Origin of the sequence: Agromyces sp. NPDC057679 (assembly GCF_042799635.1) — a bacterium.
GTDB lineage: Bacteria > Actinomycetota > Actinomycetes > Actinomycetales > Microbacteriaceae > Agromyces.
On record NZ_JBHVIK010000001.1, the window covers coordinates 75,333 to 100,368 of the forward strand.

Sequence of the window (25,036 nt, forward strand, 5' to 3'; positions counted from 1 at the left end):
GCGATGCGGATGCCTCGAGGCTGGCGCCGCCCCGGGTCGACGGGCCGCTCGTCGGTGGACTGTCATCGCCGGGCCGCTCGGTCCCGGACCGCTCTGCGCCTGACGTCAGTTGCCCGGCTCCGCGCCCGCCGCGCGGGCGAGTTCGTCGATGCGCCGCGCGAGCGCGAGGTCGCGCGCGGTCACGCCGCCGACGTCGTGCGAGCTCAGCTCGAAGGCGATGCGCCCCCAGCCGAGCCGCACGTCGGGGTGGTGGCCGGCCGCCTCGGCCTCGACCGCGACGGCGTCGAGCAGCCGCACCGACGCGGCGAAATCGGCCGTCGTGTAGGCGCAGTCGAGCCGGTCGCCGACGTGCACGAAGGCGGTGCCGACCAGTTCGCCGGCGGTCTCGGCGGGGGTGAGGACTCGACGGGGATCCATGCCGCCCATCTTCCTCCGTCGGCGCGGGATCGGCACCCCCTGCGCGCGACGATGCTCCTCGCCGGACCGACGGCCCGGCGAGGAGCACGCGATCACATCATGGTCAGCGCACGGCCCGGTTCGCGCAGGATCGCACCGATGTCGGCGAGGAAGCGGGACCCCTGCTCGCCGTCGACCAGGCGGTGGTCGAACGACAGGCTCAGCGTCATGACCTCGCGGAGGGCGATCTCGCCGCGGAACTCCCACGGCTGCCGGCGCACGGCGCCCATCGCGAGGATCGCCGCCTCCCCCGGGTTCAGGATCGGCGTGCCCGCATCGATGCCGAAGACGCCGATGTTCGTGATCGAGATGGTTCCGCCCGCGAGCGACGACGGGCTCGTGCGGCCCGAGCGCGCGGTCTCGGCGAGCGCGGTGATCGCGTCGGCGAGCTCGAGCAGGGTGAGCCCGTCGGCGCCGGGGATGTTCGGCACGACGAGTCCGCGCTCGGTCGCCGCGGCGATGCCGAGGTTGACCCCTGCGAACTGCACGATCTCCTGTGCGTCCTCGTCCCACCGGGCGTTCACCTCGGGGGTGCGGCGGGCTGCGATGCAGAGGGCCTTCGCGACGACGGCGAGCGGGGTCACGCGGTGCGCGGCGAGCGCGCGGTCCTCGCGGAGGCCGCGCACGAGCTCCATCGTCTCGGTGACGTCGATCGTCAGGAACTCGGTCACGTGCGGGGCGGTGAAGGCGCTGCGCACCATGGCCGCAGCCGTGTGCTTGCGCACGCCCTTGATCGGGATGCGGGTCTCGGCGGGCCGGGATCCGGTCTGGGCCGCCGGCGCCTCGGCGACGGCATCGCCGGACGCGATCGTCGGGCTCGTGACCGACGAGGATGCCGCGTGCTCGACGTCGTCGCGCGTGATCAGGCCGCGCGGGCCGGTGCCCGCGATGCGCTCGAGGTCGAGGCCGAGGTCGCGTGCGAGCTTGCGCACGGGCGGCGTCGACCGCGGGCGCTCGGCGCCGACGGCGGGTTCGAGGTCGGGACGGGGCGCCTCGGCTACCGACGCGGCCGGCACCTCGGGCACCAGCTCGGCGGCGAGCGCTGCGGCGCGGCGCGTGCGGCGCTTCGGCCCGCCTTCGTCGCGTGCGCCGTAGCCCACGAGGTTCGGACCGGGAGCAGCCTCGTGCCCGCCCGCAGGCGCGGCCTCGTCCGCCGCGCTCGTCCCGTCGCTCGCCGCGGCCGAGGGAGCCGGCGCCGCCGCGACCGACCCCGGGGTATCCGCCTCGCCCGTCGGTTCACCCGTGTCGCAGGAGAACAGCGGCGCACCGACGTCGATCGTCTCGCCCTCCGCGGCGTGCAGCGCCGTGATGACGCCGGCGAACGGCGAGGGCAGTTCGACGACCGCCTTCGCGGTCTCGATGTCGGCGACGATCTGGTTGAGCTCGACGCGGTCGCCGACGGCGACGCGCCAGGCGACGATCTCGGACTCGGTGAGCCCCTCGCCGAGGTCGGGCAGCGGGAAGTCACGGATCATCGTGGTCACGCCTCCACCCCGCTCAGCGAGTTCGGCCGGCCGAGCGCGCGATCGACCCCGTCGAGGATGCGGTCGAGGTCGGGCAGGTGGTGCCGCTCGAGCTTCGCCGGCGGGTACGGGATGTCGTGGCCGGTGACGCGCACCGGCGCCGCCTCCAGGAACTCGAAGCAGCGCTCGGTGATCGACGCGGCGATCTCGGCACCCATGCCGCCCTGCTGGCCCGCCTCGTGCGCGATCACGAGCCGGCCGGTGCGCCGCACCGATGCCTCGATCGGCGCGTAGTCGATCGGCGCGAGCGAGCGCAGGTCGATCACCTCGAGGGAGATGCCGTCCTCCGCGGCCGCGGTCGCGGCATCCCTCGCGGTCTGCACGAGCGCCCCGTAGGTCACGAGCGTGACGTCGCTGCCGCGCGCGAGCGTCGCGGCGACGCCCATCGGCGGTGCGTCGGCGAGGCTGGCCGACTCGTCGACCTCTCCCTTCACGTGGTAGCGGCGCTTCGGCTCGAAGAACAGCACCGGGTCGTCGCTCGCGATCGCCTGCCGCAGCATGACGTACGCGTCGGCGGGGTTCGAGCAGGCGACGACGCGGAGGCCCGCGGTGTGCGCGAAGTACGCCTCGGGCGACTCCGAGTGGTGCTCGGCCGCGCCGATGCCGCCGCCGAAGGGCACGCGGATCGTGATGGGCATCTTCACCGTGCCGCGCGAGCGGTAGTGCAGCTTCGCGACCTGGGCGACGATCTGGTCGAACCCGGGGTAGATGAATCCGTCGAACTGGATCTCGACGACGGGTCGGAACCCCCGGTACGCGAGGCCCACGGCGGTGCCGATGAGCCCGGCCTCGGAGAGGGGCGAGTCGACGACGCGGTGCCCGCCGAACTCGGCCTTCAGCCCGTCGGTCACGCGGAACACGCCGCCGAGCGTGCCGATGTCCTCACCCATCAGGACGACCTTGTCGTCGTCGGCGAGGGCGCGCCGGAGACCGGCGTTCAGGGCCTTCGCGAGCGTCAGCTGCGTCATCGCACGCCTCCTTCGGTACGACCGGATGCCTCGGGCCCGGCGCTGTCGCCCGGTTCGTCGAACATCTCGAGGTACCGCGCGTAGTTCGCGCGCTGGCGCTCGAGGTGGCTGTTCGGCTCGGCGTAGACGTGGTCGAACACGCTGAGCGGCTCGGGGTCGCCGAGGGTCGTGATCGCGGCGCGCAGTTCGGCCGCGACGCGGTCGGCCTCGGCGATCGCCTCGCGCTCGAGCCCGGCGATGTCGACGCCCGAGCCGTCGAGGTAGGCGAGCACTCGCGCGATGGGGTCGCGCTCGCGCCACTCGGCGAGCTCGGCATCGCCGCGGTACCGCTTCGGGTCGTCGGCGGTGGTATGCGGTCCCATGCGGTAGGTGACGGCCTCGATGAAGCTCGGACCCTCGCCGCGGCGGGCGCGATCGAGGGCGAAGCGGGTCGCCGCGAGCACGGCGAGCACGTCATTGCCATCGACGCGGAGGCCCGGCATGCCGAAGCCGTCGGCACGGCGCGCGATCGCCTGCTTGGACTGGAGTCCGACCGGCTCGGAGATCGCCCACTGGTTGTTCTGGCAGAAGAAGACGACCGGGGCGTCGAAGCTCGAGGCGAAGACGAGCGCCTCGTTGACGTCGCCCTCGCTGGTCGCGCCGTCGCCGAAGTAGGCGATCGAGGCGGCATCCGAGCCCTCCCAGCGGAGGCCCATGGCGTACCCCGTGGCGTGCAGGGCCTGCGCGCCGATGATGATCTGCGGCACGGCCATGTTGTGCTCGTACGGGTTCCAGCCCGAGGCCGCGGTGCCGCGCCAGACGCTCAGCAGCTGGGCGGGAGCGACCTTGCGGTGCCACGCGAGCGCGTGCTCGCGGTAGCTCGAGAAGACGAAGTCGTCGTCGCGGAGCGCGTGGGCCGAGCCGATCTGGGCGGCTTCCTGGCCCGCGAGCGGCGGCCACAGGCCGAGTTCGCCCTGGCGCTGCAGCGCGGTGGCCTCGGTGTCGATGCGGCGCACCACGACCATGTCGCGGTAGAGACGGCCGAGCACCTCGAGGTCGACGTCGGCGACCCAGCGGTCGTACTCGGCGTTGCGCACGCGCTCACCCGTCGGGGTGATCAGCTGCACGAAGGGGTCGGGGCGTGTCAGGAGGCCGGTGGCGTCTCGGTCGGATGGGGTCATCGTCGATCCTCGCTCTCAGCGGGCCCGCTTCGTGGGCAGCCCGCACCGGCGACTCTGCCGGATACCGTGAGCGTACGTCGATCGGTCACACAGCTCAAGCAAGCGTGAACGCATTGAGCATGTTGCCAAGTTGACGCACCTCGGCCGGTGCTATCGTGTGGCGTTATGACCGGTTACGACGCCGTCGACCGAGCGCTGCTCGCGGCCCTCTCCCCCGACCCCCGCGCGACGGTGGTCGCCCTGGCCGATCGGCTCGGCCTCTCGCGCAACACGGTGCAGGCGAGGATGGCCCGGCTCGAGTCCTCCGGCGCCTTCCTCTCGTTCGAACGCAGCATCGACCCGACGCCGCTCGGCTACCCGATCGAGGCGTTCATCGCGGTCCATGTGCGGCAGAAGCTCCTCGGCGAGGTCGTCGACGAGATCGCCGCCATTCCCGAGGTCATCCAGGCGCATGGATTGTCGGGCTCGATCGACCTGCTCGTACGGGTGGTGTGCCGCGACGCGCACGACCTGTTCCGCATCGACGGCGAGATCCTCGCGATCGACGGCGTCGAGCGCACCGAGACCTCCCTCGCGATGGGCGAGCTGATCCCCTATCGGCTGGGGCCCCTGCTCGACCGCTGAGCACCCGACGGGGTGCAAAGAACCCGTTGCAAACAAATCCTTGCAAAGATCTCTTTGCAACGCTATCTTTGCAACATGACCGAAACGCCCGAGAACTTCGCAGACCAGCCCAGCAGCACCCAGCACCCGGGCATCGACCACGTACTCTCGACGAAGGCGCTGAAGTCGCTCGCCCATCCGCTCCGGGTGCGCATCTACGACGAGCTCTCCGCCTACGGGCCGCTCACCGCCAGCGGGCTCGCCGAGCGGCTCGACGAGTCGAGCGGCTCGATGAGCTATCACCTGCGCGAGCTCGAACGATCGGGCCTCGTGCGTGAGAACACCTCGCGCGGCAAGGGCCGTGAGCGCTGGTGGGAGCGGGTGCCCGGCTCGGTCACCGTGCCCGATGTCCGCAAGCTGCCGGCCGGCAGCGCCGAACGACTCGCGGCGAAGCTGGTGGAGGACGAGTGGTACCGGGCGCGCGAGCAGAACGCCCGCGACTTCCTGAGGGAGGGCGACCAGGTGTTCGGACCCGAGTGGCTCGACGTCGCGACGAGCGACACCATCAACCTCCGCCTGACCCCCGAGCAGCTCCACGCGCTCGTCGCCGACGTCGACGTGGTCTTCCAGAAGTACGGCGCGCTCTACAAGCACACCCCGTCGCCGGGCTCTCGCCCGGTGCAGATCCACTTCACCGCCTTCCCGCTCGTCCGCGGGGAGGTCACCGACGATCCGACTCCGAAGGAGCGATGATGACGACCAACACCGCACTCTCGCCGCTCGCCCCCGGCGCGGGCCCGCTCGCCGCACTCGCCGTGCGCGGCGGCCTCGGCCTCGCGGGCTGGGGCCTGAGGCTCGCGAGCCGCCGCAACGACCGCGCCCGCCAGCTCGGCCGGCTCGAGGCGCGAGCCGCCGCCCGGCAGGCGCTCGCCGAGCGCGACGCACTCACGGCGCGGGCGACCACGCGGCTGCTCTGACCCGCTGCTTCTGCAGGAGATCGGGCCCCATCCCCGGCTCTCAACCGGTCTCAGTGCAGTTCTCCTGCAGCAGCAGCAGCAGCAGCAGCCGCGCCGGCCGCGAACGACAGATGCCCCGCCCGAGTGTCTCGGGCGGGGCATCCGCGTACTGCTGAAGGGGGTCGACTAGTCGTCGGCGCCTTCGGCGGGAGCCTCGGCGTGCTCACCGGTCGCGCCGCGACCCTCGGAGTCCGCGTCCTCGGCGAGGACCGGGGCGAGCGAGAGCTTGCCGCGGTCGTCGATCTTCGTGATCTCGACGAGGATCTTCTGGCCGACGCCGAGCACGTCTTCGACGTTCTCGACGCGCTTGCCGCCGGCGAGCTTGCGCACCTCCGAGATGTGGAGGAGGCCGTCCTTGCCGGGCAGCAGCGAGATGAACGCGCCGAAGGCGGCGATCTTCACGACCGTGCCGAGGAACTGCTCGCCGACCTCGGGGTTCGTCGGGTTGGCGATCGCGTTGACCTGGGCACGGGCGGCCTCGGCCGACGGGCCGTCGACGGCGCCGATGTAGACGGTGCCGTCCTCCTCGATGGAGATGTCGGCGCCGGTCTCGTCCTGGATGGCGTTGATCGTCTTGCCCTTGGGGCCGATCAGCTCGCCGATCTTGTCGACGGGGATCTGCACGCTGATGACGCGCGGCGCGGTCGGCGCCATCTCGTCGGGCGCGTCGATCGCGGCGTTCAGCACGGCGAGGATCGTCGTGCGGGCGTCCTTCGCCTGCGTCAGCGCGCCGGCGAGCACCGAGGCGGGGATGCCGTCGAGCTTCGTGTCGAGCTGGATCGCGGTGACGAACTCGCTGGTGCCGGCGACCTTGAAGTCCATGTCGCCGAGCGCGTCTTCGGCACCGAGGATGTCGGTGAGCGCCGCGTAGCGGGTCTCGCCGTTCACGGTGTCGGAGATGAGGCCCATCGCGATGCCCGCGACGGGGGCGCGCAGCGGCACACCCGCGTTGAGCAGCGACAGCGTCGAGGCGCAGACCGAGCCCATCGAGGTCGAGCCGTTCGAGCCGAGCGCCTCGGAGACCTGGCGGATGGCGTAGGGGAACTCTTCACGAGTGGGCAGCACGGGCACGAGCGCACGCTCGGCGAGCGCGCCGTGGCCGATCTCGCGGCGCTTGGGCGAACCCACACGACCCGTCTCACCCGTCGAGTAGGGCGGGAAGTTGTAGTTGTGCATGTAGCGCTTCTTGGTGACCGGGCTCAGCGAGTCGATCTGCTGCTCGAGCTTCAGCATGTTCAGCGTGGTGACGCCCAGGATCTGGGTCTCGCCGCGCTGGAAGATGGCCGAACCGTGCACGCGGGGCACGACCTGCACCTCGGCGTCGAGCGGACGGATGTCGGCGAGGCCGCGGCCGTCGATGCGGACGCCCTCCTCGAGGACGCGCGTGCGCATGACCTTCTTCGTGACCGACTTGTACGCGGCCGACACCTCGGCGTTGGCCGACTCGGGCAGCTCGCCCGCCTCGACCTTGGCCGCGATGTGCTCCTTGGTGCGGGCCTTGAGGGCGTCGTCGGCGTCCTGACGCTCGACCTTGCCGGCGATCTGGTAGACGTCCTTGAGCTCGGCGGCGGCGAAGGCCTCGACGGCCTCCTTGACCTCGGGCTGGTACGGCGGGAACGTCGGGTAGTCGGCGACGGGCTTCGCCGCCGTCTTCGCGACCTGGACCTGCGCCTCGACGAGCTGCTTGATGAAGGGCTTCGACGACTCGATGCCCTGCGCGATGACCTCTTCGTTCGGCTTGACGGCGCCGGCCTGGATCAGGTTCCACGCGTTGTCGGTCGCCTCGGCCTCGATCATCATGATCGCGACGTCCTGCGAGCCGTCGGCCTCGGTCACGACGCGACCGGCGACGACCATGCTGAACACGGCGTCCTCGAGCTGCGAGTGCTTCGGGAAGGCGACCCACTGGCCGTCGATGAGCGCGACGCGGACACCGGCGACGGGGCCGGAGAACGGCAGGCCCGAGAGCTGGGTCGAGAGCGAGGCGGCGTTGATGGCCAGCACGTCGTAGAGCTCGTCGGGCTCGATGGCGAGCACCGTGACGACGACCTGCACCTCGTTGCGGAGACCCTCGACGAACGAGGGGCGCAGGGGGCGGTCGATGAGACGGCAGGTGAGGATCGCCTCGGTCGAGGGGCGGCCCTCGCGACGGAAGAACGAGCCCGGGATGCGACCCGCGGCGTACATGCGCTCTTCGACGTCGATCGTCAGCGGGAAGAAGTCGAAGTGCTCCTTCGGCTGCTTCGAGACGGAGGTCGCCGAGAGCAGCATGGTCTCTTCGTCGATGTAGGCGACCGCCGAGCCCTGCGCCTGCTGCGCGAGGCGGCCGGTCTCGAAGCGGATGGTACGCGTGCCGAACTTGCCATTGTCGATGACGGTCTCGGCGAACGTGATTTCAGGACCTTCCAAGAGGCCTCTCCTTTGTTTACCGTCGCACCCCGTGTGGGCACGACTCGTACGAAGGAGCAGGAACAGGCATTACGAATCGCAAGAGCTTGCGTTCACGCTGGCCACCAGTAGAAGTCCACCAAACGAGTTGGTGATCCACCACAGGGGACCAGCTTCCTGCCGGCCTGCTCCAATGATCGCCCGCACGAATGCACGGGCAACCGCTCCCAATGCTAGCAGAGGGCCCGTTTTCGGGCCGTGAACTGCGGATGTCCCGCCCGTGACGCGTCGGCGCGGCGCGCGCCGCGAGGCATCCGTGCCAGACTCGGGAGCATGACTTCCGACGAGCAGACGACACCCAGCGCCTCCGAGGAGACCAAGCGCAAGTTCCGTGAGGCGCTCGAGCGCAAGAACAACGCGTCGAAGCGGCGCGAGGGCGAGGCGCACCTCGACGGCTCGGGTGCCGCGAACCACACGCACGGCCCGGTCGACCACAAGCGCGAGTTCCGCCGCAAGAGCGGCTGAGCTCACCCCGCGCGTCGCGACGACGCCGACGGACGCCGCCCGGCCGGCGCCGGCAGGGCGACGGGTTCGAGCGTCCCGCGCTTGGCGACCAGTCCGTCGCCGGCCGCGCGACCCCGCATCCGGCGGAGCGCCCAGGGCACCGCGTGGCGGCGCAGCCAGGCGAGGTCGCCGAGTTCCACCGGATCGCCCGCATCGTCGTGGAGCGCCACTTCGAGGGCCCCGAGCGCGTCGGCGTCGGGGATGCCGAGCGCCCTCGCCGCGGCGTAGGCGAGCCCGCGGTGTCCCGCTGAGTTGAGGTGCACGCGATCCTCCGCCCATCGGTCGAGCCCCGTGAGCTCCGGTTCTGCGGCGACCTCGACCAGGCGCGCGCCGTGCGTCGCCGCGATCCCGCCGAGCACGGCGTTGAACCGGGCGAACCGCGCGACGAACGGCCTCGCCTCGCGTCGTGCGGGCAGGAACGGCGTGACGAGCAGCACCTCGCAGCCCGTCGCGCGCACGCGCCCGACGGCGTCGCCGAGCTCGCGCGCGAGGTGCTCGGGTCGGGCCCGGCGGCCGACGAGGTCGTTGCCGCCGACGAGGACCGAGACGAAGTCGGCGCCGAGCTCGAGCGCCCGCGGCAGCTGCACGTCGACGACGTCGCGCACCCTGCGGCTGCGCACGGCGAGGTTCGCATACTCGATCGGCTCGCCCTGCGAGGCCGCGAGCGCGAGCAGCATCGCGAGCCGGTCGGCCCACCCGCGGTACTCGCCGTCGGCCGTGCGCGAGGTGTCGCAGAGCCCCTCGGTGAGCGAATCGCCGACGGCGACGTAGCGGCGCGGGCGCAGGGGCGCGGCCGGCGGCCTCGGTCCGATCGGCGCGACCGATGCGTCGGGCCGACGGGATGCCCCGCGCCCGACCCGCTCCCCCACGGCGCCCCCGACGCGCGCCGGACGGGGATCGCGCATCGCGCGGCGGAGCCCCGCGGCATCCTCGTAGTGCCCGATGAGCTCGTCGCCGAGCCGATCCCAGCCGCGCCCGAGCACCGATTCGCGGGCGCGCAGCGCGAAGGCGCGACGCTTCGCGGCGTCACCGACGAGATCTTGCACCCGCGACCGCATCTCGGCGAGGTCACCGGGGCGGTAGAGCCAACCGCTGCGGCTCTGCTCGACCAAGTCGAGCGGACCGCCGCGCCCCGTCGCGACGACCGGCACGCCGCTCGCGAGCGCCTCCTGCACAGTCTGGCAGAAGGTCTCGTGCTCGCCCGGGTGCACGAAGAGGTCGAAGCCCGCCATCGCCGCGGCGAGCTCGTCGCCGCCGAGGAAGCCGGTGAACAGGGCTTCGGGAAGCCGTCGCTCGAGTGCCGCCCGCGCGGGCCCGTCGCCGACGATCACGAGGCGGACGCCCGGCATCCCGGCGAGCGCGGCGAGGTCGTCGACCTGCTTCTCGGCGGCGAGCCGGCCCACGTACCCGACGATCGTCTCGCCGCCGGGCGCGACCCGACGCCGCCACGCCTCGTCGCGGCGGGAGGGGGCGAAGCGATCGGTGTCGACGCCGCGACGCCAGAGCCTGAGCCGCTCGACGCCGAGCGAGTCGAGCCGTTCGATCGCCGAGCTCGAGGGGGCGAGCGTGAGCGTCGCCCGGCGGTGCAGCCTCGCCAGGTGGCGGGTCAGCGCGGGCTCGGCCGCGGGCACGCCGTAGCGCTCGGCGTACGCGGGCACGTCGGTCTGGTACACCGCGACCGACGGCGCACCCGCCGCCTCGGCCGCGAGCACGCCGCGCCAGCCGAGCACGAACGGCGAGGCGAGGTGCACGACGTCGGCCCGGTGCTCGCGCACGATCGCGGCGAGTCTCGCGGCGCCCGTGAGCGTCACCCGCACCTCGGGGTAGCTCGGCAGCGGCACCGAGGGCAGGAGGATCGTGCGCGCGCCGCCGGCGAGCGAGCGGTCGACCGGGCCCGAGCGCGGTGCGACGACGAGGGCCTCGTGCCCGCGCCGTTCGAGATGGCGCAGCACCTGCAGCAGTGAGTGCGTCACGCCGTTCATGTGCGGGAGGAACGATTCTGCGAGGAGGACGACCTTCACGCTTCCAGCGTGCGGCCCGAGCCGACTCGGAGTGAGCCGGAACCGGCCCGCGCGCGAAGGATTCACCCGCCCGTCGACGTGCGTTCGCCTGGACGGGACCTGCGGTCAACCACTCGCGCTCGTGGGAGCCCGGGCGGATGATGGAGGGAAGGCACCATCGGATTCGAGGAGGAACACCATGACTTCCGTCGCACGTGTCACCACCATCACCGTCCGTTCGGAGACGAGCTTCGACGACGCCGTCGCCGCAGGCGTCGCCCGCGCGTCGGAGACGCTCCGGAACGTGAGCGGCGCCTGGGTCAAGGAGCAGAAGGTCGAGGCCACCGACGGGCGGATCACGGGGTGGTCGGTCACGCTCGAGGTGACCTTCGTGCTCGACGACTGAATCGCCGGACGGCCCGCACGGGCCATCGACGGCTGGAGGAGCCATCCACTCCCCCGGCTGTCGTCCGCGCCGTCGCGCCGACGGGGCGCACGGGAACCCGTCGGCGCCTCTGCCGGATCGGGGTCGGCCCGCGCTCCCCGCTCAGTGGCTCCACTGACGCGAGCACCCACGCCGTCCAATAATCTATCGAGGAATCCTCAGGTAATGCTGCCGAGAGGGGACCGACATGGACGAGCCGAATTCCGAACCCGGCTACATCGAACTCCGACTCGAACAGGGCGACGCCAGATCCGAGTTCCGTCCCGTGAGACTCGCCACCACCGACGGCTCCGATGCCTGCGCCGACCACGGACTGGCGCCCTGGCACGGCCGGAGCCTGCGCATCGCGCTCGCGATGAAGGGCGGGCTCAGTCTCGCCGTGTGGATCGGCGGGGCGATCGCGGAACTCGACCTGCTCCGTCGCATCCGCATCTACCGCGACGGCGATCGCGCGCGAGCGCTCCTGTATCACATCGGGCATCACGCGGATGTGATGGGCGGGTCGGCGCCCATGATCGACCGGGCCGAGCACTACGCCCGCTACCTCGCCAGTCGCGGATACGATCGCGTCGAGTTCGACGTGCTCGCCGGAGCGAGCGCAGGCGGCCTCAACGGGGTGCTCTACGCCACCTCGCAGCGCGCCGGGGTCGGCTTCGACACGATCCTCGACACCTGGCTGTCGACGGGTTCGGCCTGGGGGCTGCTGCAGACCGGGCGACCGAAGGCGTTCGACTCGGTCATGCGCGGCGACACCTACTTCTGGCCCGAGGTGGCCACGGCGATCGACACGATCGCGCGGACCAAGCAGTCCTGCGAACAGCTGCGGGCGCGGCAGGTCGTGATCGACCTCTCCGCCACGCTCATCGACGCGGTCGACAGCTCAGACCGGACGACGAGCGAAGGCCGCGCGCAGTTCAGGTTCGTGGGCGACGACGCCGACCGCGGGATCGACGGGCGCTCGGTTCCCGATCGACGCACGGGTGACGGCCGGTACGCGGCGGATGTCGCGCGCATCGCCTACGCGGCACGGTCGACCTCGTCGTTCCCGGCGATGTTCGAACCCGCGCTCATCTATTCCGGATCCAACCCGCTCGAGAACGAGCACGGCTGGGAGCAGCCCATCCAGGCCGGCGGAGTCCGCGCGATCGACACGCCCGACATGCGAATGGTCTTCAACGCGCATCGCGCCGACGCGATCTCGCATCCGTTCCGCGTCGTCGACGGCGGCCTCCTCGACAACATTCCGATCGACCGTGCGCTGAACGCCGTCCGCGACCTGCCGGCCGAGGAGCACATCAACCGCGCGATCATCTACCTCGACCCGTCGCCGAAGGAGACCGACGGACTCTTCCGCCGACCGACCGCCTACGAGTCGGCCCGCCCGGCACTCACGTACCGGGTGGGTCGTGCAGCCGGGCGGTTCGCTCCCGAGTTGCGGACGACCCGGACCGACGTCGCGTCCCGGCTCGTCGCGACGGGCCTCGCGTCGTTCCGCAAGCGTGCCGTGCGCGAATCCCGGGACGCGGAGATCGAGGAGGTCGACTCGGTGCGCGCGGCGATCTCGGTCGTGAAGGCGCGCAACGAGCTGCTCGCCGTCCGCATGGACGGTTCGGCGCCCAGCGGACGGAAGCGGGCCGATGCGATACGCGCCTACGCCTACTACCGCACGACGAGCGACCTGGAGCTGCTCACCCCGGCGTTGATGCATCCGGGCGAATGGATGCTGGGCACCGACCTGCCAATGCGCCCCGACCTCACCGCCGTCAACCGGGTCGGCATGGTGCACGTGGAGACCGCGTTCCGGATCGCCGCCGAGGACATCCAGAACGAGGCGCGCGAGGACTCCGCCCGCCACGGCTCGGTCCTCGCGGGCCGGCAGTCGCTCGTCGACGCCTGCCTCACCGCATTGAGCTGGATCCGCGCGATCGAGCACACGGCGTTCCAGGAGGGGGTGCTCGAACTGCTCGACGACGAGGTCGACCGGGAGTTCGGGCGCGCGGCGCGGCGCACCCTGCGCGCGAGGCTCAACCGCCTCGTGTTCGAGGCGCGCCTGAACCGGGATCGTGCCATCCTCTCGACGCTGCGGTCATTGCAGAACCTCCTCCAGGGCAGAACGCTCTCAGCCGACGGCGCCGCCCAGCTCGGGCGGGCCTGGCTCCGGTACGACACCGAGCCGTCCGGAGAGCTCAGCGACATCTGGAACGGACTGGATGCGATCGTCGACGAACTGTTCGAGCTCTCAGCCCACGTCGACCGGATGCAGGCGACGACCGAGCGCTGGCAGCGCACGCCCTGGTCGCAGCTGCGTCGGGGGCCCGCGTCGCAGGGCTTCGCGAGCCAGCTGCCGCTCATCTTCGGCGGCAACGGCATCCCCCAGCCGATCTCCTCCGTGCGGTTCCACCGGATCGGCTCCGACGTGCAACCCGCCTCCGCGACCCAGTACCGCAAGCTCATGGAGGACCAGCTGCTCCGCGGCTACCGCGGCGCCCTGAGCCGCCCCGTCGACGAACTCGACGCCGTCACCGTGCACAACTACCTCGAGGAGGGCTGCCTCAGGTCCAACGCGAAGCTCGCGGGCCTCCGCGCGGCCAACCTCGCGGGTTTCCTCAGCAGCGACTGGCGCGTGAACGACTGGTGGTGGGGCCGACTCGACGCCGCGGCCGGCATCGTCGAGTTCTTCGACGCGATGCCCGCGGCGCCCGGCAAACGTCGATCGGTCGCCGGCGAGCAACCGCCCCCGGCACCGGTCCGCCCCGCCGCCGAGGTGCTCGGCGACGTCCACGACGCGCTGCTCGATCAGCTCGCCCGCGCGAAGGACTCGCCGCTTCCGCCGGCGCCCGCCGACCGGCCGCACCACGACCGCATACAGGCAGCCGACCGGCCGCCCACGCCGCGGGCGCTGCGCGAGCGGATGGTCCGCGGAACACAGGGCCTCGAGTCGCTCTCGGACGCCTACCGCACCGCGATCGTCTCGCGCACCGTGCGCGCGGTCTCGTCGGCAATGGCTCGCGGAAGCGGTCGCGCCTCCCTCGCCCGGATGGCCCACTGGGTGTTCCGGCCGCTCGGGGCGATCGGCCCTGCCGTCGCCTCACGCCCGCGGCTCACCCTGCTCTTCGCGTTCCTCGTGTGCGGTGCGCTGCTCATCTGGCCGTCGCCCGCCTGGGAGCTGCCCGAGCCGCTGGAGATGGCCGACTCCGTCACCTTCGCCTCGACGCTCGTCGTCTCCGCAGTCGTCGTCGTGGCGTGGCTGCGACTCGCCGCGGCGATCCGTTCGAGGCGACGACGGCTGCGCCGCATCCTCGAGCACACCACGACCAAGATCCGGACCCGGGCCGTTATCGCGGCCGCGGAGCGCCGGGCACGCACCGGTCGCGTAGTCCTCGACCTGCTCACGATCGCGACGGGCGCGGCGGTCATCTGGGTCGACCTCGTCTACGGGATCGGGACGGTGCTGTTCTGGGCGGCGCTCGTCACCTTCCTCGGCGTCTCCGCTGCGGCGATCCACGCAGCGCAGACGGTGCCGCAGACCCTCGCGATCTCTCGGCGGGGCACGATCGCGGCGGCCGTCGGCGCCGTGGTCGCGGTCGCCCTCACGATCGGCATCCGGGCGTTCCCGTTCCCGGAGCCGTCAGGGCGCTGGGACCAGGCCGGGTGGCACGCACTCGGCGCCGCCCTCATCGGCACTGCGGTCGCCCTGACGATGCTCGTCGGCTGCTACGCCCGCCGGTGGCTCCTCGTGCTCCCGGTCGCGCTCGTCGCCCTCGCTGCGGCGATCGCCTCAGCGGGCGCCACGATCGCGTTCTCGTACGCGGAGTTCACCACGCCGGTCGAACAGATCACCGAGGCCCTCCTCGTCGGATGGATCGCCGGCACCGTGCTGTGGTGGGCGCCGTGGTGGCGCGGCTACGGCACCGGACCGCAGGACGCGCCGTCCGATGCCGTCGTCGACCTCGACTGGCCGGCGGTGGTCGCCGCGCCGCGAACCGCAGCAGGGACGGAAGCGGCTCAGCGGCGCCGGCCCGAACGCCGCCGTCAAGCGTCCCGTGCGGCGGCGCCCGCGACCTGACCTCGACGGGATGCCGCGTCGCGACGTGCTCGCGACGCGGCATCCCGGTCTTCGGCGGTCACTCCCCCGCGAGGCCCCCGATGAGGTGGCCCATGGGCCGGTCGAGCCGGAAGGGGTCGTTCACGAGCTGCGAACGGTCGGTGCGCTCGACGAGCTCGGCGAACTCCTTCGCCCCGCGGTAGATGCGGTCGGGCAGCGAGCGGACCCCGTCGCCTTCCGCGCCGCCCCAGTCGCCGGTCGCGGCGAAGACGCCGGTCGTCACCGGGATGGCGTGCAGGTAGGTGAACAGCGGCCGCATCGCGTAGTCGATCGCGAGCGAGTGGCGCGGCGTGCCGCCCGTCGCCCCGAGCAGCACCGGCAGGTCGGTGAGCGCCTGCGGGTCGATCACGTCCACGAACGACTTGAACAGGCCCGCATAGCTCGTCGTGAAGATCGGCGTGACGGCGATGAGCCCGTCGGCCGTGCCGACGGCGTCGAGCGCGGCCTCGAGCTTCGGCGGGGCGAAGCCGAGCAGCAGGTGGTTCGTGATGTCGTGCGCGAGCTCGCGCAGCTCGAAGGTCTGCACCTCGGCCTGCGTGCCGCGCTCGGCGAGCACCGAGACCGCGTCGGCCGCGAGGCGGTCGGCGAGCTGGCGCGTCGAACTCGGCGTCGAGAGCCCCGCCGAGACGACGACGATCTTCTTCGCGGTCATCGGGTCGCCCCCTGACGGGTCGCGGCCGGGCCGAAGGCCGAGCCGCCCGGCTTCGCCGCGGCGTCGACGGCCGCGGTGTCCTGGTAGGGCGAGCCCACGGTGAGGTTGTCGCCGCGGTTTGCGTTCGGCGTGGCCTGGCGGGGAGCCTCGTCGCCGTACTTCGCGGCGACGAGCGAGGCGTGGGTCGGGGCATCCGGAACCTCGGCCGAGCGGCCCTTCTCGAACTCCTCGCGGAGCACGGCGACGACCTCGCCGAGCAGGTCGAGCTGCTCGAGCACCGTCTGCAGCGGCAGGCCCGCGTGGTCGAGGAGGAAGAGCTGGCGCTGGTAGTCGCCGACGTAGTCGCGGAAGCCGAGGGTCTTGTCGATGACCTCCTGCGGGCTGCCCACGGTGAGCGGCGTCTGCTGCGTGAACTCCTCGAGGCTCGGGCCGTGGCCGTAGACCGGCGCGTTGTCGAAGTAGGGGCGGAAGTCGCGCACCGCGTCCTGCGAGTTGCGGCGCATGAACACCTGTCCGCCGAGGCCGACGATCGCCTGCGCGGCCGTGCCGTGGCCGTGGTGCTCGAAGCGCTGGCGGTACAGCGCGATCATGCGCTGCGTGTGCGAGGCGGGCCAGAAGATGTGGTTCGCGAAGAAGCCGTCGCCGTAGAACGCCGCCTGCTCGGCGACCTCGGGCGTACGGATCGAGCCGTGCCACACGAACGGCGGCACGCCGTCGAGCGGGCGCGGCGTCGAGGTGAAGCCCTGCAGCGGCGTGCGGAACTTGCCCGACCAGTCGACGACGTCCTCGCGCCAGAGCCGGTGGAGCAGCTCGTAGTTCTCGACGGCGAGCGGCAGGCCCTGGCGGATGTCCTTGCCGAACCACGGGTAGACGGGGCCGGTGTTGCCGCGGCCGAGCATGAGGTCGGCGCGGCCGTCCGAGACGTGCTGCAGCATCGCGTAGTCCTCGGCGATCTTCACCGGGTCGTTCGTGGTGATGAGCGTCGTGGCGGTCGAGAGCTGCAGGGTCGAGGTCTGGCCGGCGATGTAGGCGAGGGTCGTGGTCGGCGACGACGACCAGAACGGCGGGTTGTGGTGCTCGCCGAGGGCGAAGACGTCGAGGCCGACCTCTTCGGCGTGCTTGGCGATCGTCACCGTCGCCTTGATGCGCTCGGCCTCGGTCGGCGTGCGCCCGGTGGTCGGGTCCTGCGTGATGTCGCTGACGGTGAAAATACCGAACTGCATGATGCTGCTCCTGAGCTCATCCGATGATTGGTCGAGTCTATGCGTTTGCATATATCCCGTCCAACCGAGGCCCTCCCCACGATATTCCCCACCCGCCAGTCCCCACCCGCCCGCACGCGCGGCGCGACGATACACTCGCCCCGATGAGCACGATCTCGGTCGTCATACCGTGTCTCGACGACGCGGAATTCCTCGTCGCGTGCCTCGACGCGGTGGTCGGCCAGTCACGCCCCGCCGACGAGATCATCGTCGTCGACAACGGCTCGGCCGACGACACGGTCGCCGTGGCCCGCGCAGCGGGGGCCCGGGTACTCCTCGAGCCTCGACGCGGCATCTGGCCCGCGACCGCGACCGGCTTCGACGCGGCGAGGGGCGAGATCCTCGCCCGGCTCGACGCCGACTCCGTGCCCGCCGCCGACTGGCTCGAGGAGATCGAGCGGCGCATGACCGCCCAGGACCGCCCGGCGGTCGTCACGAACGGGGGCCACTTCTACGGACGCAACGCCGCCGTCCGCTGGATCGCGCGGAACCTGTACATCGGCGGCTACTTCACCGTCATCGGGGGCCTGCTCGGCCATCCGCCGATCTTCGGCTCGAACTACGCCATGCGGGCCGACGCCTGGCGACGCCTCAGGCACCTCGTGCACCGCGACCGCGCCGACGTGCACGACGACCTCGACCTCGCGTGGTGGATGCAGCCCGGCATGACCGTCGTCCGCGACCGCCGGCTCGTCGTCGGCGTCTCGGCGCGGCCGTTCGACACCGCGGCCGGCCTCTGGCGACGGGTGCGCATGGCGTTCCACACCATGTCGATCGAGTCGCGCGAGTGGCCGCCGCTCACCCGCCGCGCCGAGCGACGTCGGGCGCCCGCCTGGATCTGGGAGGCCTCCGAGCTCGAGGGGGTCGTGCCCGAGCGCGATGCCGACGGCGACGACGCGCTGCTCGCCTGACGCGCCGATGAATGAAGGTGCCTCGTCGCCGGCGCCGCAGCACGGTCTCCGCGTGCTCACTCGGCGATCGAGCGACTCGACTCGAAGAGCGCGAGCATGTCGCGCACCAACTGGTGCGGCGCGGTCTCGCAGGGGCTGTGCCCCGTGGGGTAGCTCACGAGTCGGGCGCCGAGCTCGCGCGCCGAGCGCTCGTGCAGCGCACGCGGCCACAGGTCGTGCTCGCCGACCGCGACGAGTTTCGGCACCGGCGTCGCCGCGAGCTCGGCCCGCACGTCGGGCGTCGCCATCATCAGTGCGATGATGTCGTCGACGCTCTCGCGCCTGGTGAGTGCGAAGCGCTCGCGCACGAAGGCGAGACGGCCCGGCGGCACCCGGTTGAGGTTGTTGCGGATGCCCCACAGCATGAGCCCGGCACCCTGTCGCGCCGTCGTGAAACCGCTCAGCAGGCCGATCCGCTTGACGCCGCCGAAGGCCTGCCCGGGCTCGGGCGGTGAGCTCAGCAGGGTCAGGCTCGCGAACCGGTCGGGGCGCTCGAGCAGCGCGAGCCCCGCGAGCGTTCCCGCGAAGCTGTAGCCGAGCACGTGCGCCGCGCCAGCACCGTCGTCGAGCACCGCGATCAGGTCGTCGAGGAAGAGCCGCTGGTCGTAGCGCTCACGCGGAGGCACGAGATTCCACGGACCCGCCTCGTGCGACTCGTACTGGCCCGCGAGGTCGAACGCCTCGACCCGGTACCCGGCGTCGGCGAGCAGCGGCATCATCAGGACGAAGTCCTCCTTGGACCCCGTCGCTCCAGGCACGAGCACGACGCGCGGCCCGTCGGCCGGCCCGAGCGCGATGCGGGCGAGCGGGCCGCTCGGCGCCGCGAACGTCGTGCGCTCTGTGCCCGCCGGGAGCACCCGCCAGTCGCGGTCGGGCAGCGCCTCGTCGAGTGCTCTCGCCCCGTCGATCGCCGTCACGACCCTCACGATAGCGGCAGGCGTGCGCCCGGCGACGATGACCTTCCGATCGCCCGTCGAACGACGCGACGAGGGCGGGGGCGCCGATCCGGCACCCCCGCCCCGTGGTTCTCCTCGGGGTTACCCGACGTCGCCGTGCGAGTGGCCGCCGTCGCTGCCGACAGTGCCCTCGGGGCCGGCCGGGGCCGGGAGGACGAGCCCGCCCGGCACCTTCTTGCCGACCACGCCGTTGACCGACTCGGTCGAGTAGGAGTAGGCGAGCACCGTGAGCGCGATCGCGTCGATGTTCACGTCGAGCGCGTGCTCGTTCACGTTGTCGATCGTGTCGCACGCCTGGTGGTAGCACTGGTCGAACGACTCGCCGGCCGTCCCGCCCCAGATCGCCTGCTGCTCGGCGCTCTTCACGACCTCGGCGCCCGTGAACAGGCCGCCTGCGGGGATGTCGTTGAGGATGAACGCCTCGTAGTCGCTGCGGCCGCTGAACTCCGCGTCGTCGTACGGCTCGCCGACGCTCGTGAAGTAGCTCTCGAACAGCTTCTCGATCGCGACCGAGCCCTCGGGCACCGTCACCGGCGCCGGGAAGCCCGACTCGTCGCCGTCGTACACCATGAACATGTAGTTCGGCGAGGCGACCATGTCGAAGTTCAGGTACAGCGCGATGCGGTCCTTCTCGGCTTGGCTGAGCCCGTCGACGTAGGCGGCGGATCCGAGCAGGCCGTCCTCCTCGGCGCCCCACCATGCGAGGCGCACGGTGTTCTGGGGCTTCACCTTCGACATCTGCTCGGCGAGCTCGAGCAGCGACGCCGAGCCGCTGCCGTTGTCGTTGATGCCGGGACCCTCCTGCACGGAGTCGAGGTGCGCACCGGCCATCACGACGTTCGCGTCGTTCGCGCCGGGGAGCTCCGCGATCACGTTCTTCTGCGGGCGGGGGTCGGGCGCGGGCACGAAGACGTGCGCCCTCGAGCCCGGCTGGGCGAGCGCCTCGCCCTGGGCGAAGCTCGCTCCGACGACCGGGATGCCGTGCGAGACGGGCGTGCCGTCCGTTCGCGACGACGCGTCCGCGACGATCAGGCCCTCACGGTCGGGCGTGTTGCCCTGGTTGAAGATGATGACGCCGACGGCGCCGGCCTGCTCGGCGAAGAACGCCTTGTCGCCGAAGTTGCACGTGCCGCGCTGCACGAGCGCGATGGATCCGGCGGGGAACCCGGCGAAGTCGGCTGCCTCGCAACCGCTCGTCGAGGCGCGCGGCGGCGTGAGGTTGATGTCGACCGGGACCACGTTCGCGGTCACGTCGCCGTTGCCGCTGCCGCTGAACGCGCCGGTCGGGTACTCCGCGTTCACCGGGGTGAGCTGCGTCAGCGTCGACGCCCCGATGAAGTCGTAGTCGAACTCGTCGATCGAGACGTTCCACCCTGCGGCCTCGAGGGTCTCGACGACGTAGTCGACGCTGGCCTCGTAGCCGGGGAGCCCTGCGGCGCGGTTGCCGCCGTTCTCGTCGGCGATCTCCTGGAGCGCCTCGAGGTGCTCCATCGCCCCGTCGGCGTCGACGCACTCGACGAGCTTCGCGATCGTGTTGTTGTTGCGGTTGTCGCACTTCGCGGCCGGTGCGGCGGTGGCCGCTCCGACCGGGACGAGCGCGACCGCGAACGCGGCGACCGTCGCGATCGCCAGTCCGCGGGATGTCACAGGTGACCTCATTGTCTTCCTCCAACCGGCACCCTGTTTGGGCGCCACGGCTGGGAGCCTATGAGGATCGCTCGCACAAGTGAAGACCTTGCGCGACACTCGACGGTATGCGCAGCATTTCTGCGTGCGCCGGACGCTCTGGGTGCGGCTCCTGCCGTCCGGCGCGGCTTTCGGTCACGGCGGACGGGCGGCCGGCGTCGAGGTCGCTGCCAGCGAACATCGGGCGGGCTCCCAGCGGCGTCGCCTAGTCTGGACGAATGGCTACCGTCGCGCTGACCCTGGAGACCTTCGAGAAGACGATCCTCGAGGGGGGCACCGTCTTCGTCGACTTCTGGGCCGAGTGGTGCGGCCCCTGCCGCCAGTTCGCACCGAACTACGAGGCCGCCTCCGAGGCGAACCCCGATCTCACCTTCGCGAAGGTCGACACTGAAGACCAGCAGCAGCTCGCGGCCGCGATGAACATCACCTCGATCCCGACGATCATGGCCTTCAAGGACGGCATCGGCGTGTTCGCGCAGGCGGGCGCACTCCCCCGACCGATGCTCGACGAGCTCGTCTCGCAGGTCCGCGCCCTCGACATGGACGAGGTGCGCGCGCAGCTCGCCGCGCAGGAGGCGCAGGACGCCGACGAGGCGCAGCAGGCCGCCGGCGTCTGAACCGGACGGGCGGCGTCAGGCCGCCCCGACCCCGCCCGCTCCGAGCGACTCGAGACCCCCGAGGTCGAGCTCGACCCCGTGCGGGCGTGCATCGCCCGTGATGCGCGCCGGGACCCGGACGTAGCGCCCCTCGACGGCGAGCGCGTCGAGGAGCTCGCGCCACGTGGCATCCACCGCATCGCCGAGGAACCCGGCGTGCCTCGGCGTGCCGCCGCCGACGAGCTGCACCCCGATGCGGTAGCGCATCGACAGCCACCGGCTCGCGCGCGGCACGAGCACGGCGTGCTGGTCGGCGCCGCCGTGCAGCAGCGCGAGGTCGATCGCCGGCTGGTGCCGGTGCGTGTCGGCGACCGGCGCGACCTGCCGCACCGCGCGCTCGAGGTGCGGTGCCTCGACGATCTCGAGCCCGTCGAGCGACCGGAGGTCGCCCCACTGGTCGGGGTCGGTGCGACGACGCCCGCGCACGAGGCCGACGACGAGCCACGCGATCGCGGCGACGAGCAGCACGTTGAACGGCCAGAACACCCAGGCCGGCGATTCAGGTCGCACGCCGCCCGTCGCGATGAGCAGCACGAGCACGACGAGGTACGGCAGCGGCTCCCATGCGAGGAGCGGCTTCCGGCGGGGCGCAGACATCTGTTCAGGCTATCGCGGCGGATGCCCCGACGCCGCCGTCAGCGCAGGGCGTCGAGCCGCGCGGCGACCTCGTCGAGCACGCGCTCGTCGCCCGCATAGATGCCCTCGGGGCGTGGCCAGTGCGCGACGACGTCGGTGAAGCCGAGCTCGCGTGCGCGGCCCACCGCGTCCTCGAAGGCGTCGACGCTCGCGAGGCTCGTGCGCACCTCGGAGTCGAGCGAGAGGGTGCGTGCGAGGTCGCCGGGGGCCCGGCCCGCCGCCGCGCAGGCGTCGTCGAGGCGCGCCGAGAGCGCGGCGACCTGCCGCCACCACGCGTCGGTGCCGTCGTCGTCGCCGCCCGTCGTGATCCACCCCTCGGCGAGCTCGGCGACGAGGGCGAGCCCTCGCGGGCCGTTCGCCGCGAGGTGGAACGGCGTGCGCGGCCGCTGTGCCGGCTCGCCCACCATGCGGGCGCCGTCGGCGCCGAACCACTCGCCGTCGAACGAGATGCCGCCCGCGCCCGGCTCCTCGTAGCGCAGCAGGGTGTCGAGCTCGCGCGCGAACTCCTCGAAGCGGTCGGCCCGCTGCCTGGCGGTGAGCTGCGGCTGCCGCAGCACGGTCGAGTCGAAGCCGGTGCCGCCCGAGCCGACCCCGAGCAGCACCCGGCCGCCGGAGATCTGGTCGAGCGTCGCGACGTCCTTCGCGAACGGCACGGGATGCCGGTAGTTCGGGTGCGAGACGAAGGTGCCGAGGCCGATGCGCTCGGTGACCATCGCGGCCGCCGTGAGCGTCGGAACGGTCGCGTGCCACCGCTCGCCCGCGAGGCTGCGCCAGGCGAGGTGGTCGTAGGTCCAGGCGTGGTCGAAGCCGTACTCCTCGGCTCCGCGCCAGTACCGCGCGGCCTCGGGCCAGTCGAACTGGGGCAGGATGACGATGCCGAATCGCATGCCGTCAGCCTAGGCCGCGCGCTCGGGATCGGGCACGACGACGGGAGTCGACGCCGTCACGGGCACCGGTTCGGCGCCGAGCTCGACGGCGGGCGCGCCCGCCGGATCGGCACGCTCGAGCTTCACGCAGACGATGCCGCCGAGGATGAGCAGGCCGCCGAGGATCTGCAGCGGGCCCAGCACCTCACCGAGCAGGATCCACCCGGCGATCGCCGCGAACACGACCTCGGAGAGCCCGAGGAACGACGACAGTCGCGCACCGAGCATGCGGATCGAGGCGATGCCGGCCGTGTAGGCGAAGGCCGTGGAGACGACGCCGACGGCGAGGAGCGGCACGAACCACGGGACCTCCGCCCCCAGGAAGGCGACGTCGCCGAACACGACGTGCATCGGCAGCAGGCCGGTGAGCCCGGCGAGGCCGAGCGCGAGGGCGCCGACGACGAAGCCGGCCGCGATGAGCGTCACGGGGGGCAGTTGATCGGCGGCCGATTCGCCGACCGCGTAGTAGACGCAGACGCCGATCATGGCGAGGGCGGCGAAGGCGAGACCGAGCACGTCGAGCCCGCCCCCGCCGGGGCCGATCACGAGCACGAGACCGGCGAGGGCGAGCACCGATCCGCCGAGCACGACCGGCTGCGGCAGCCGGCGCGTGCGCACCCAGGCGAGGAGCACGAGCGCGATCGGGGCGAGGTACTCGATGAGCAGCGTCATCGACACCGGGATGCGCTGGAGCGAGGCGTAGAAGAAGAACTGCACGCCGGCGACGGCGACGGTGCCGTAGAGGAGGATCGTCCACTTGGCACGCCACAGCCGGCGGAAGTCGCCCTTCAGCGCGAGGAGGCCGGGGACGGCCAGCAGCACGGCCGCGATCGAGATGCGCGCGAGCACCGCGGCGCCGGGCGACCAGCCGCTCTCGAGCAGTGGCTTCACGAAGACGCCGCCGATGCCGAAGGCGAGGCCGGCCGCGAGCCCGATCGCGATGCCGGTCAGTCCGCCCCGTCGTGCCGTCATGGTCGCCCCACCTCTTCCTCGTCATGAGTGAAAACCGTTATGCTCGTGACAGTACATCCCGACCACGTCAGGAGTCAAATGATTTTCACCGATGACACGGTGGCAGCGCTCGAGTTCATGGCGGCACTGGCCGACACGGTGCCCGAGGCATCCGAATCGGGCGACGACGAGCTCGCGACGATCGCGCAGCTCGAGGGCATGATCGACACCTGGAGGTACTCGGGCCGCCGCGACGGCGACGACGCCGAACTCGCCGAGGTGCGCGCCGCACGCACGCGCCTCCGCACCGTGTGGGCGCTGCCCCGCGACGAGCTCGCCGGCGCCGTCAACGACATCCTCGACGAGGCGAACGCCCTCCCCCACCTGGTGCGGCACGACGACGCCGACTGGCACATCCACGCCACCTCGCCCGACGCGCCGCTCGCCGAGCGCATGCTCGTCGAGGCCGCGATGGCGCTCGTCGACGTGGTGCGCGCCGACGAGACCCGGCGCCTGCGCGAGTGCGACGCCGACGACTGCGAGGGCGTCTACGTCGACCTCTCGAAGAACGCCTCGCGCCGCTACTGCAGCACCCGCTGCGGCAACCGCATGGCGGCCCGAGCGCATCGCGCCCGCGCGAGCTGAGCGCAGCGCGCGCCACACGACCTCGCGCGCACCACGAGGCATCCCGGACATGACGAAGGCCCCCACCGGATCGGCGGGAGCCTTCGCAAGAAGTTCGCGGTGTCTTCGAGAGCCGCGCGAGGAACTGCGCTTAGCGGCGCAGCCCGAGACGCTCGATGAGCGAGCGGTAGCGCGCGATGTCGACATCGGCGAGGTAGCCGAGGAGACGACGACGCTGACCGACGAGGAGCAGCAGGCCACGACGCGAGTGGTGGTCGTGCTTGTGCGCCTTCAGGTGCTCGGTGAGGTCCTTGATCCGCTTCGTGAGGAGCGCGATCTGGACCTCGGGGGATCCAGTGTCACCGGGGTGCGTCGCGTACTCTTCGATGATCGCCTTCTTGACGTCTGCTTCGAGTGCCATAGATGGGATCCCCTTTCTCCTTGTTGCGCGCTGCCCGGGGCCGAATGCCTGGGCTCTCTTGATGCGCGGCCGATTCACGGCAACCTGA

23 protein-coding genes are annotated in these 25,036 nt (G+C 71.9%); 9 read left to right on the forward strand and 14 right to left on the reverse strand.

Features of this window, described 5'->3' with window-relative positions; genetic code table 11:
* Positions 1-105: 105 nt before the first annotated feature.
* The 4 genes from ACFVAJ_RS00365 to pdhA form a co-directional block, all read right to left on the reverse strand.
* Entirely contained in the window at positions 106-417 is a 312-nt protein-coding gene (locus ACFVAJ_RS00365) for a 4a-hydroxytetrahydrobiopterin dehydratase (RefSeq protein ID WP_376940811.1), read from the reverse strand.
* Positions 418-509: 92 nt separating this feature from the next.
* Entirely contained in the window at positions 510-1,931 is a 1,422-nt protein-coding gene (locus ACFVAJ_RS00370) for a dihydrolipoamide acetyltransferase family protein (protein ID WP_376942432.1), read from the reverse strand.
* A 5-nt stretch (positions 1,932-1,936) separates the two neighbouring features.
* Complete coding sequence (locus ACFVAJ_RS00375; protein ID WP_376940812.1) at positions 1,937-2,947, reverse strand: alpha-ketoacid dehydrogenase subunit beta; 1,011 nt, start codon at positions 2,945-2,947, stop codon at positions 1,937-1,939.
* Positions 2,944-4,107, reverse strand: a complete 1,164-nt coding sequence (pdhA, locus tag ACFVAJ_RS00380; RefSeq protein WP_376940814.1) for a pyruvate dehydrogenase (acetyl-transferring) E1 component subunit alpha — start codon at positions 4,105-4,107, stop codon at positions 2,944-2,946. The genes ACFVAJ_RS00375 and pdhA overlap by 4 nt, the downstream gene beginning before the upstream one ends.
* A 165-nt stretch (positions 4,108-4,272) precedes the next feature.
* On the opposite strand from pdhA, the gene ACFVAJ_RS00385 reads away from it, so the two are divergent.
* The 3 genes from ACFVAJ_RS00385 to ACFVAJ_RS00395 all read left to right on the forward strand — a co-directional run bounded on the left by ACFVAJ_RS00385 (position 4,273) and on the right by ACFVAJ_RS00395 (position 5,687).
* Complete coding sequence (locus ACFVAJ_RS00385) at positions 4,273-4,731, forward strand: Lrp/AsnC family transcriptional regulator (protein WP_376940815.1); 459 nt, start codon at positions 4,273-4,275, stop codon at positions 4,729-4,731.
* 75 nt (positions 4,732-4,806) lie between these two features.
* Positions 4,807-5,463 carry an ArsR/SmtB family transcription factor gene (locus tag ACFVAJ_RS00390; RefSeq protein ID WP_376940817.1) on the forward strand — a complete coding sequence of 219 codons (657 nt, stop codon included), beginning with the start codon at positions 4,807-4,809 and terminating at the stop codon, positions 5,461-5,463.
* Positions 5,463-5,687, forward strand: a complete 225-nt coding sequence (locus ACFVAJ_RS00395; protein WP_376940818.1) for a hypothetical protein — start codon at positions 5,463-5,465, stop codon at positions 5,685-5,687. The genes ACFVAJ_RS00390 and ACFVAJ_RS00395 overlap by 1 nt, the downstream gene beginning before the upstream one ends.
* Positions 5,688-5,852: 165 nt before the next feature.
* On the opposite strand, the gene ACFVAJ_RS00400 is transcribed toward ACFVAJ_RS00395, so the two are convergent.
* A complete protein-coding gene (locus ACFVAJ_RS00400) occupies positions 5,853-8,135 on the reverse strand; it encodes a polyribonucleotide nucleotidyltransferase (protein WP_376940819.1) in 2,283 nt (760 codons plus the stop codon).
* Positions 8,136-8,447: 312 nt separating this feature from the next.
* On the opposite strand from ACFVAJ_RS00400, the gene ACFVAJ_RS00405 reads away from it, so the two are divergent.
* Positions 8,448-8,639 (forward strand): DUF5302 domain-containing protein, encoded by a 192-nt coding sequence (locus tag ACFVAJ_RS00405; RefSeq protein ID WP_376940820.1) that lies wholly within the window; start codon positions 8,448-8,450, stop codon positions 8,637-8,639.
* A gap of 2 nt (positions 8,640-8,641) precedes the next feature.
* Here the strand turns inward: ACFVAJ_RS00405 and ACFVAJ_RS00410 are convergent, their stop codons facing one another.
* Positions 8,642-10,699: a glycosyltransferase gene (locus tag ACFVAJ_RS00410; RefSeq protein WP_376940821.1), complete on the reverse strand. Its 2,058-nt coding sequence runs from the start codon at positions 10,697-10,699 to the stop codon at positions 8,642-8,644.
* Between the two features lie 178 nt (positions 10,700-10,877).
* On the opposite strand from ACFVAJ_RS00410, the gene ACFVAJ_RS00415 reads away from it, so the two are divergent.
* Positions 10,878-11,084: a dodecin family protein gene (locus tag ACFVAJ_RS00415; RefSeq protein ID WP_376940822.1), complete on the forward strand. Its 207-nt coding sequence runs from the start codon at positions 10,878-10,880 to the stop codon at positions 11,082-11,084.
* A 226-nt stretch (positions 11,085-11,310) separates the two neighbouring features.
* Entirely contained in the window at positions 11,311-15,189 is a 3,879-nt protein-coding gene (locus ACFVAJ_RS00420; RefSeq protein ID WP_376940823.1) for a DUF3376 domain-containing protein, read from the forward strand.
* A 58-nt stretch (positions 15,190-15,247) separates the two neighbouring features.
* On the opposite strand, the gene ACFVAJ_RS00425 is transcribed toward ACFVAJ_RS00420, so the two are convergent.
* A complete protein-coding gene (locus ACFVAJ_RS00425; protein ID WP_376940825.1) occupies positions 15,248-15,880 on the reverse strand; it encodes an FMN reductase in 633 nt (210 codons plus the stop codon).
* Positions 15,877-17,103, reverse strand: a complete 1,227-nt coding sequence (locus ACFVAJ_RS00430; RefSeq protein WP_376940826.1) for an LLM class flavin-dependent oxidoreductase — start codon at positions 17,101-17,103, stop codon at positions 15,877-15,879. Before ACFVAJ_RS00430 ends, ACFVAJ_RS00425 begins: the two co-directional genes overlap by 4 nt.
* Before the next feature lie 143 nt (positions 17,104-17,246).
* On the opposite strand from ACFVAJ_RS00430, the gene ACFVAJ_RS00435 reads away from it, so the two are divergent.
* On the forward strand, positions 17,247-18,053 hold the full coding sequence (locus ACFVAJ_RS00435) for a glycosyltransferase family 2 protein (RefSeq protein ID WP_376940828.1): 807 nt from the start codon (positions 17,247-17,249) through the stop codon (positions 18,051-18,053).
* A 56-nt stretch (positions 18,054-18,109) separates the two neighbouring features.
* Here ACFVAJ_RS00435 and ACFVAJ_RS00440 read toward each other — a convergent pair whose 3' ends face one another.
* Positions 18,110-19,009 carry an alpha/beta fold hydrolase gene (locus tag ACFVAJ_RS00440; protein ID WP_376940829.1) on the reverse strand — a complete coding sequence of 300 codons (900 nt, stop codon included), beginning with the start codon at positions 19,007-19,009 and terminating at the stop codon, positions 18,110-18,112.
* A 120-nt stretch (positions 19,010-19,129) separates the two neighbouring features.
* Positions 19,130-20,695, reverse strand: coding sequence for a M28 family metallopeptidase (locus ACFVAJ_RS00445; RefSeq protein WP_376940830.1), 1,566 nt, complete (start codon positions 20,693-20,695; stop codon positions 19,130-19,132).
* A 257-nt stretch (positions 20,696-20,952) separates the two neighbouring features.
* Here ACFVAJ_RS00445 and trxA point away from each other — a divergent pair, with 257 nt between their 5' ends.
* Entirely contained in the window at positions 20,953-21,351 is a 399-nt protein-coding gene (gene trxA / locus ACFVAJ_RS00450; protein ID WP_376940832.1) for a thioredoxin, read from the forward strand.
* A gap of 15 nt (positions 21,352-21,366) precedes the next feature.
* On the opposite strand, the gene ACFVAJ_RS00455 is transcribed toward trxA, so the two are convergent.
* From ACFVAJ_RS00455 to ACFVAJ_RS00465, 3 genes are read right to left on the reverse strand one after another with little or no spacing between them, the layout of a single operon-like run.
* The gene (locus tag ACFVAJ_RS00455; RefSeq protein WP_376940833.1) at positions 21,367-21,987 is read right to left on the reverse strand and encodes a hypothetical protein; all 621 of its coding nucleotides are present in this window, start codon (positions 21,985-21,987) and stop codon (positions 21,367-21,369) included.
* A gap of 38 nt (positions 21,988-22,025) precedes the next feature.
* The gene (locus ACFVAJ_RS00460) at positions 22,026-22,913 is read right to left on the reverse strand and encodes an LLM class flavin-dependent oxidoreductase (RefSeq protein ID WP_376940834.1); all 888 of its coding nucleotides are present in this window, start codon (positions 22,911-22,913) and stop codon (positions 22,026-22,028) included.
* Positions 22,914-22,922: 9 nt separating this feature from the next.
* Positions 22,923-23,924, reverse strand: coding sequence for a DMT family transporter (locus tag ACFVAJ_RS00465; RefSeq protein ID WP_376940835.1), 1,002 nt, complete (start codon positions 23,922-23,924; stop codon positions 22,923-22,925).
* 78 nt (positions 23,925-24,002) lie between these two features.
* Between ACFVAJ_RS00465 and ACFVAJ_RS00470 the strand changes: the two genes are divergently transcribed.
* Positions 24,003-24,548 carry a CGNR zinc finger domain-containing protein gene (locus tag ACFVAJ_RS00470; RefSeq protein ID WP_376940836.1) on the forward strand — a complete coding sequence of 182 codons (546 nt, stop codon included), beginning with the start codon at positions 24,003-24,005 and terminating at the stop codon, positions 24,546-24,548.
* 130 nt (positions 24,549-24,678) lie between these two features.
* On the opposite strand, the gene rpsO is transcribed toward ACFVAJ_RS00470, so the two are convergent.
* Positions 24,679-24,948, reverse strand: coding sequence for a 30S ribosomal protein S15 (rpsO, locus tag ACFVAJ_RS00475; RefSeq protein ID WP_022890935.1), 270 nt, complete (start codon positions 24,946-24,948; stop codon positions 24,679-24,681).
* Positions 24,949-25,036 lie beyond the last annotated feature (88 nt).

Coding starts and splice junctions, on each gene's coding strand:
- ACFVAJ_RS00365 (WP_376940811.1), bottom strand. CDS start 417: ATGGATCCCCGTCGAGTCCTCACCCCCGCCGAGACCGCCGGCGAACTG.
- ACFVAJ_RS00370 (WP_376942432.1), bottom strand. CDS start 1,931: ATGATCCGTGACTTCCCGCTGCCCGACCTCGGCGAGGGGCTCACCGAG.
- ACFVAJ_RS00375 (WP_376940812.1), bottom strand. CDS start 2,947: ATGACGCAGCTGACGCTCGCGAAGGCCCTGAACGCCGGTCTCCGGCGC.
- pdhA (WP_376940814.1), bottom strand. CDS start 4,107: ATGACCCCATCCGACCGAGACGCCACCGGCCTCCTGACACGCCCCGAC.
- ACFVAJ_RS00385 (WP_376940815.1), top strand. CDS start 4,273: ATGACCGGTTACGACGCCGTCGACCGAGCGCTGCTCGCGGCCCTCTCC.
- ACFVAJ_RS00390 (WP_376940817.1), top strand. CDS start 4,807: ATGACCGAAACGCCCGAGAACTTCGCAGACCAGCCCAGCAGCACCCAG.
- ACFVAJ_RS00395 (WP_376940818.1), top strand. CDS start 5,463: ATGACGACCAACACCGCACTCTCGCCGCTCGCCCCCGGCGCGGGCCCG.
- ACFVAJ_RS00405 (WP_376940820.1), top strand. CDS start 8,448: ATGACTTCCGACGAGCAGACGACACCCAGCGCCTCCGAGGAGACCAAG.
- ACFVAJ_RS00415 (WP_376940822.1), top strand. CDS start 10,878: ATGACTTCCGTCGCACGTGTCACCACCATCACCGTCCGTTCGGAGACG.
- ACFVAJ_RS00420 (WP_376940823.1), top strand. CDS start 11,311: ATGGACGAGCCGAATTCCGAACCCGGCTACATCGAACTCCGACTCGAA.
- ACFVAJ_RS00425 (WP_376940825.1), bottom strand. CDS start 15,880: ATGACCGCGAAGAAGATCGTCGTCGTCTCGGCGGGGCTCTCGACGCCG.
- ACFVAJ_RS00430 (WP_376940826.1), bottom strand. CDS start 17,103: ATGCAGTTCGGTATTTTCACCGTCAGCGACATCACGCAGGACCCGACC.
- ACFVAJ_RS00435 (WP_376940828.1), top strand. CDS start 17,247: ATGAGCACGATCTCGGTCGTCATACCGTGTCTCGACGACGCGGAATTC.
- trxA (WP_376940832.1), top strand. CDS start 20,953: ATGGCTACCGTCGCGCTGACCCTGGAGACCTTCGAGAAGACGATCCTC.
- ACFVAJ_RS00455 (WP_376940833.1), bottom strand. CDS start 21,987: ATGTCTGCGCCCCGCCGGAAGCCGCTCCTCGCATGGGAGCCGCTGCCG.
- ACFVAJ_RS00460 (WP_376940834.1), bottom strand. CDS start 22,913: ATGCGATTCGGCATCGTCATCCTGCCCCAGTTCGACTGGCCCGAGGCC.
- ACFVAJ_RS00465 (WP_376940835.1), bottom strand. CDS start 23,924: ATGACGGCACGACGGGGCGGACTGACCGGCATCGCGATCGGGCTCGCG.
- ACFVAJ_RS00470 (WP_376940836.1), top strand. CDS start 24,003: ATGATTTTCACCGATGACACGGTGGCAGCGCTCGAGTTCATGGCGGCA.
- rpsO (WP_022890935.1), bottom strand. CDS start 24,948: ATGGCACTCGAAGCAGACGTCAAGAAGGCGATCATCGAAGAGTACGCG.